Origin of the sequence: Mycobacterium sp., assembly GCF_052144515.1 — a bacterium.
Lineage (GTDB): Bacteria > Actinomycetota > Actinomycetes > Mycobacteriales > Mycobacteriaceae > Mycobacterium.
Genome location: NZ_JBKQQD010000434.1, coordinates 24,153 through 30,206, shown reverse-complemented (window position 1 = coordinate 30,206; position 6,054 = coordinate 24,153). Strand labels below are relative to the sequence as shown.

At 63.6% G+C, this 6,054-nt stretch carries 6 protein-coding genes and 1 pseudogene; 4 read left to right on the top strand and 3 right to left on the bottom strand.

The features are described 5' to 3' along the window. Window positions 1–18: 18 nt before the first annotated feature. Window positions 19–321 (bottom strand): hypothetical protein, encoded by a 303-nt coding sequence (locus ACLP9N_RS29635; RefSeq protein ID WP_442410710.1) that lies wholly within the window; start codon window positions 319–321, stop codon window positions 19–21. Window positions 322–670: 349 nt separating this feature from the next. Here ACLP9N_RS29635 and ACLP9N_RS29630 point away from each other — a divergent pair, with 349 nt between their 5' ends. Continuing rightward, on the top strand, window positions 671–1,894 hold the full coding sequence (locus ACLP9N_RS29630; protein WP_442410709.1) for a DegT/DnrJ/EryC1/StrS family aminotransferase: 1,224 nt from the start codon (window positions 671–673) through the stop codon (window positions 1,892–1,894). 155 nt (window positions 1,895–2,049) lie between these two features. On the opposite strand, the pseudogene ACLP9N_RS29625 reads toward ACLP9N_RS29630, so the two are convergent. Both ACLP9N_RS29625 and ACLP9N_RS29620 read right to left on the bottom strand, forming a co-directional pair. Beyond that, window positions 2,050–2,882: pseudogene (locus tag ACLP9N_RS29625) on the bottom strand (TIGR03619 family F420-dependent LLM class oxidoreductase). Window positions 2,883–2,884: 2 nt separating this feature from the next. After that, window positions 2,885–3,661 carry a hypothetical protein gene (locus ACLP9N_RS29620; RefSeq protein WP_442410708.1) on the bottom strand — a complete coding sequence of 259 codons (777 nt, stop codon included), beginning with the start codon at window positions 3,659–3,661 and terminating at the stop codon, window positions 2,885–2,887. Between the two features lie 233 nt (window positions 3,662–3,894). Here ACLP9N_RS29620 and ACLP9N_RS29615 point away from each other — a divergent pair, with 233 nt between their 5' ends. Genes ACLP9N_RS29615 through ACLP9N_RS29605 form a run of 3 tightly spaced genes read left to right on the top strand, consistent with a single transcriptional unit; the run spans window position 3,895 to window position 6,050 of the window. Further along, a complete protein-coding gene (locus tag ACLP9N_RS29615) occupies window positions 3,895–4,698 on the top strand; it encodes an SDR family NAD(P)-dependent oxidoreductase (RefSeq protein WP_442410707.1) in 804 nt (267 codons plus the stop codon). Continuing rightward, window positions 4,695–5,183 (top strand): nuclear transport factor 2 family protein, encoded by a 489-nt coding sequence (locus tag ACLP9N_RS29610; RefSeq protein ID WP_442410706.1) that lies wholly within the window; start codon window positions 4,695–4,697, stop codon window positions 5,181–5,183. Before ACLP9N_RS29615 ends, ACLP9N_RS29610 begins: the two co-directional genes overlap by 4 nt. A gap of 54 nt (window positions 5,184–5,237) precedes the next feature. Then, window positions 5,238–6,050, top strand: coding sequence for an SDR family NAD(P)-dependent oxidoreductase (locus tag ACLP9N_RS29605; protein WP_442410705.1), 813 nt, complete (start codon window positions 5,238–5,240; stop codon window positions 6,048–6,050). Window positions 6,051–6,054 lie beyond the last annotated feature (4 nt).

Sequence of the window (6,054 nt, the reverse complement as noted above, 5' to 3'; positions counted from 1 at the left end):
GCTGCCATCGGGGTTGGCTTAGGCGCAGCTGACGGCGCTGGCCTGGGGTGCGGGCCAGGTATCGCCGGGCGTCGACCCGGCGACCGTAGGATTGCCGACGGCGAAGCCGTCAACGCCGTTGAGCTTTTCGCACTGCTGCGCGATGGGCACGGACGGCTGCCCGTGATAGTGGAACACGATGGGAACGTCGTGATCCGACTCCGCCGCGGCGACGGGCACGCGACCAACCACCGCCACGACCGCTATGGCCGCGGCGGTCCCAATGCGCACGGTAGGGCCCAGCAGGGCGTGATGAACTTTCTCACAACGGTTTTCGCTCACCGCCGACTCCTCCACTCTTGTGGTGCTGCACTCGGCAACGCCGCAGCAGCTCAGCCGGTACTCCGTTGAGTGTTCATAGTGGCAACGCGGCCCGACTAACGCGATTCTTCCGACGAGTGAACGACCTCGTGCGTGAGCGTGATGTGCGCCCGTTTCAACCAGTGGAAATCGGCGTGACCCCGGTACTGCCGATTGACGACAATCAGGCGATTGATCCAATCGCTATGCAACCGATAGACATCGACTGCCGGCGGTGGCGACCGCACGGTGCCCATCTACACAGCTATCACGTCGATGCGTAGCTGTCAGTGGTGTTGCCGGCCACCACGGCAAGAACAGGAGAAGCGCAGTGACCCGAGTCACCTATGCCCGCAGCGTGCACGACGAAGAAGAGATCAACGCGTGTCTTGAAGTGTTGCGCGGTGGGCCGTTAGCGCTGAAGATCGGCAAGAACGTGGCCGAGATGGAACGAAGGGTCGCGGATGTGTACGGCAAGAAGCTAGGCCTGATGTGCAATTCGGGATCATCGGCGCTGTACCTGGCGCTGGAGTTGCTCGATCTGCCGAAGGGCTCGGAAGTCATCACCTCCCCGTTGACCTTTTCCACCGACGTGTCGCCGATCGTGCGCGGCGGATGGGTGCCGGTGTTCGTCGACGTGGAACCGGACACCTACAACGTCGATGTGTCCCGGATCGAGGAGCTGATCACCGGCAAGACCAAGGCGATGCTTTTCCCGAATCTCGCCGGCAACGCTCCGGATTGGGACGCGATCCACGACATCGCCAACCGGCACGGCCTTAAAGTCATCGAGGACTCCTGCGATTGCATCGGAACCTCCTTGCGCGGCACCAAGACCGGCAGCCGCACAGATATCACCGTCACCAGTTTTGCGATGTCACACATCATCACCTGCGCCGGTAACGGCGGCATGGTGTGCCTGGATGACGAGAAGTTGCGGGACAAGGGACTGATGCTGCGCCGGTGGGGCCGACGCTCGGAGCCGCACTTGTTCGGTTCGGCCGGCGGCGGACGGGTGTTCCGCGAAGACCTCGACGGTGTCGCCTACGACAACGATTTCATCTTCGACGTACTGCCATGGAATTTCGAGCCGTCCGAGCTCGGAGCGGCGTTCGGACTGGTGCAGCTGTCGAAGCTGGACCGCAACTACCGTCGCCGGGCGGAAATCTTCGAGGCGTTCAACGGCGCGTTCGGCAGCTACCCGAGCATGTTCCGGTTGCCCAGGCAACATCCGGATTTCTACACCGCCTGGCTGTGCTACCCCGTCATCGTGCGAGCAGACGCCGGTTTCGCGCGGTCCGATCTGCAAGAGCATCTCGAATCGGTGGGTATCGACACGCGAACGGTCTGGAGCGGCAACGTAACCCGCCACCCGATGATGCGTGGCGTTGAGTATCGGGTGCCGGCAGATGGGCTGCCGCACGCCGACGAGGTCTTCGCACGCGGCATGTCGCTCGGTATGAGCCACGGCATGAGCGACGAGGAATTGAATCACGTAGTCAAGAGCGTCCACGAGTTCGCCGCCAGATTCGCACCGGCCCCGGCGACCAAGTGATCGAGCGTTCGCACCCTGTCCCAGGCACCTCCGATGCCCGCGCAGCATTTTCGTAAAGTACGTACGGGATTGCGGCGCGACCAGGTCCGCGAAGCCAACATGCATAAGGGCGAGCGCCCTCAATCAGAAATTGAGGCAGGCCGAAGACAATGGAGTCATGGCCGGGGGCCGGCCGACGCGCGGTAACAGGACAACTGGGTCAACGCGTCGAGCTGTTCGAGGTAGTGCTCCACAGATTCGTGCCGCAGCCTCGGCTGGACGATCGTCGCACCGGCCTCCGCCAGTGCCTCCACGGCGAAGGTGGCCTCCTCGGGTGCCGCTATGGGATCAAGCGCGTCGACTGTGCTCACGACGACATCGAAGCCCGCGTGCGGGACGGGGCGAGCGAGGTGGCTCGACGCAACGCCGCACAGCTGGTGCCGCCCACCCAGATCGGCACATTGGTCGCGACCGCATGCGGGTCGACGACAAGATCAGAGAATGAATAGTACGGCCCGTCGTACTCGGGTTCGCGGCGCCCGACTGCGGCACGCACCGCCGCGATGGCATCGTCGGCACGGCGCCCACGATCAACGAATGGCACACCGAGTACGTCGAATTCCTCGGCCGAACTGCCGATGCCGACACCAAGCACGAGCCGGCCCCCGCTGATGAGGTCCAGAGTGCCGAATCGCTTCGCAATGGCAAGGGGGTGGTGATAACCGAGCACCAGGACCGCAGTGCATAAGCCAATCTGGCTGGTACGTGCGGCAATATACGACAAAGTCGCTAGCGGGTCCCAGTACCGTGTGCCGCGCGAGCCACCCAACATGGCCGACACGGCGTTCTCCGGCACCGCGACATGCTCGCTACATGTCAGGTGATGAAAGCCCAACCAGTCGGCGGTCTCGGCAATGCGCACAATCTTCTCGATCCCTGCGTCCGCCTCCCAGGCCGCCGAGCGCCCCGGAACATCCAGTACCACGGGGGTGCTCACTCCCATGCGCACGCTCACCAGTCATCCCACGGGATGATCGTCCGCACGGGACCAGACATCAGGACTTGCTCAGCGCCCGGGCGCGGTGTGCCACGGCCCGCCACGTCCAATTCCCTTTCGCGTCCAGCGATCTCCTGCGCGACGACACCAGGATCGTCCTCGAGGTACAACAAGCGAATACGTAGAGACCGCGAGGGGTACTCGGTGCCCCCGACCGGCAAGGTCGGGTGAACCAGCGGTTCCAGTAGTGAGAACGTCCATGCGCCGGCGACCCCAGCGCACTCGAGCAGATCAGGTATGCGCAGCCGATCCTGCCAACGAAACTGCTCGTGCGCCGCGAAACCGTGCGGGTCATCCATCATTGTCAGGGTTAAGTGCAGGCCGCGATTGGGGCGAAACGGCAACGCGTCGGCGGATATCCGCACTCGCGGCGAGACGTAGCCCAGAACCGGAGTGAAAAAGGCGGCCAGCGGCCGGCGCACACCTGGCAACATCGGCCCGCGGCCCCACTGAAAAGAGTCCTCAGCCAGCTTTGTCCATGCGGCCACGCTCTCGTCGTAAGGAGCGCGAAACCAATACATCGCCACATAGTCGATGGCCGCGAACTCCGCAACGGAAACCTCGCCCAGCTGCATGTACTCGCGGGGGCGTGCCCACCGGTCACCCCAGGCCACACCGGGCAGCAGCAAGTTCTCTGGCCGGTGGTCCAGTTGGTGCCACTGGTTGTATTCGCGGTGCCGCGATGGATCGCTTAGTTCGACAAAAGAGAAGAACGTTCGCTCGGAAAACATCAGCACATCACCGGAGGGTAGATCTCAAGCACGCGATGTTGCCAGCAGGTTTGGTCATCGTCGCAGGCTAACCTTGGAATCCGGTTGTCCGGCAGGCGGTTCCGATGACTGGAACGCCGACCGGGCGCCGCGGAGCAGCGGTGGTGATGGTATCCCACTCAGCGAAACCCTGGACGCCCTGACCACCGGGCAGCAACGAGACTAATGTCATGGTAGTTGGCGGCAGTGAACCCATGCAGCGCCTCGCTGCCGCATACGGCCCCTGGGCCGTCGTGGCAGGGGGATCGGAAGGTGTCGGGGCGGCCTTTGCGCGGATACTCGCCGAGGCAGGCGTCAATCTCGTGCTGGCCGCACGCAAACCCGGCCCTTTGGCCGACACCGCCGATGCGTGCCGTGCCCGTGGTGTCACAGTCCGAACGGTGCCCGCCGATCTCACCGAGGACGGTGTCGACCGGATCATCGAGCATGCGCAAGACGTCGAAGTCGGACTGCTGATATGCAATGCCGGAGCGAACACGCATAGCAAGCAGTTCCTCGACGGCGACCTCGCGCAGTTCCAGCGCGTCATCGATCTCAACATCACTGCGCCGCTGGCACTGGTGCACCACTTCGGTCAGGCGATGCGGCAACGTCGCAAGGGCGGGATCCTCATGGTGGGGTCGCTATCCGGATACGCCGGCTCCGTCCGACACACCGTCTACAGAGGCGTGAAAGCATTCGGACAGATCTTTGCCGAGGGGCTGTGGCTGGAATTGCGCGAGCACGGTGTCCATGTTCTGGAACTCGTACTCGGTTTGACCCACACTCCCGCGATGGAACGCGTGGGGATCAACTTCGACGTCCCAGGGCTACGGGCCGACGATCCCGAAGACGTGGCACGAGAAGGACTCGAGCAGCTGGCCAACGGCCCGGTGTGGGTCGCGGGCAGGAACGCTACGACCGCAGCTCGCTACCGTGATCCCAATCGTGCTGAGGTCATTCTGGAAGCACACGCCGCAGTGACCCGCCTGATCCGCGTCGAGCCGGCGCAATCATGAGCGTCGATGATCGGCTCGCCCGGTTAGAGCAGCGCCTGCGAGAGGTGGAGGACGAGCTCGCGATACTGAAGCTTATGGCCTCCTACGGTCCGCTTGCGGATGCGGGTGAGGCAGATGCCGCCGCTGCATTGTGGGCCAGAGACGGCGAATATGATGTCGAAGGCTGGCGCATGCGCTCTCGCGAATCAATCGCCGACATGCTGCGCTCGGGTCCGCATTGGGAATTGCTCCGGGGTGGCTGCGCGCACTTCTTCGGACCGGCACACGTCCGCGTCGACGGCGACGAGGCCGTCGCGGTTTGCGAATCGATCCTCATCCGACGCCGAAACGGCGCCTATGGCATCCACCTCTCTGGCGTCCACCATGTTCGGCTGCGCCGATTCACGGAAGGCTGGCGGATCACCCACCGGACGACCCGCCTACTCGACGGCAGCGCTGAGGCCAGGGACCTTCTTCGAGCTGTCATTCAACTGCCCTCAGCGTGAATCGATGTGACAGTTCGCATGCAGCACTTGAGACAGCAGAGGAGCACCGTCATCGTGACCACCACCCCATTACAGCGTTACACCGACCGCCGAGTGCTCATCACCGGCGCCGGCTCCGGTATCGGGCAGGCCTCGGTGTTGCGGCTGCTGGCCGAGGGTGCGACGGTCGTGGCCGCCGACATCAGCGAGGCGGGGTTGGCCGACACGCACGCTAAGGCCGGTGATAATGGGAAACGGCTCAGCATGGTCGCCCTCGATATCGGCTCCGAAGTATCCGTGATTTCCGGTGTGGCGGAGGCGGTTCGGGTGCTCGGCGGCCTAGACACGCTGGTCAACGCGGCAGGAATTCTGCGATCGGGTCATTTCACCGAAACCACGCTCGCCGACTTCGAACATGTAATCAAAATCAACCTGGTCGGAACGTTCCTGGTGACCCGGGAAGCGATTCCGGCGCTGCTCGCCGGCAACGGGCCCGCTGTGGTGAATTTCAGCTCGACGTCGGCTAACTTCGCCCACCCGTACATGGCGGCATACGCCGCGTCCAAGGGCGGCATTCAAGCGATGACCCATGCGTTGGCCCTGGAATTCAGCAAGCGGGGCGTCCGGTTCAACAGCGTTGCGCCGGGATCCATTTCGTCGGGTATGACAGACGGTTCGGGCGAATCCCGACAGAGCGTCGGCCCAGGCCTGCCGTCCGATTCCGACCTGTCGCTGTTCGGCAAGATTCAGCCGATGTTGCCGTTGCCCGACGGTGCGATCTTCGCCAAGCCCGACGTGGTAGCGGCCGTGGTCGCGATGCTTGGCGCGCCCGAGGCATATTTCATCACTGGGACCGAGTTGCGGGTCGACGGCGGCTCCCACATGTAATCCT

What these genes read in the sequence shown, in the direction of transcription:
- ACLP9N_RS29610 (WP_442410706.1), top strand. Translation starts at nt 4,695, where the DNA reads ATGAGCGTCGATGATCGGCTCGCCCGGTTAGAGCAGCGCCTGCGAGAG.
- ACLP9N_RS29620 (WP_442410708.1), bottom strand. Translation starts at nt 3,661, where the DNA reads ATGTTTTCCGAGCGAACGTTCTTCTCTTTTGTCGAACTAAGCGATCCA.
- ACLP9N_RS29615 (WP_442410707.1), top strand. Translation starts at nt 3,895, where the DNA reads ATGCAGCGCCTCGCTGCCGCATACGGCCCCTGGGCCGTCGTGGCAGGG.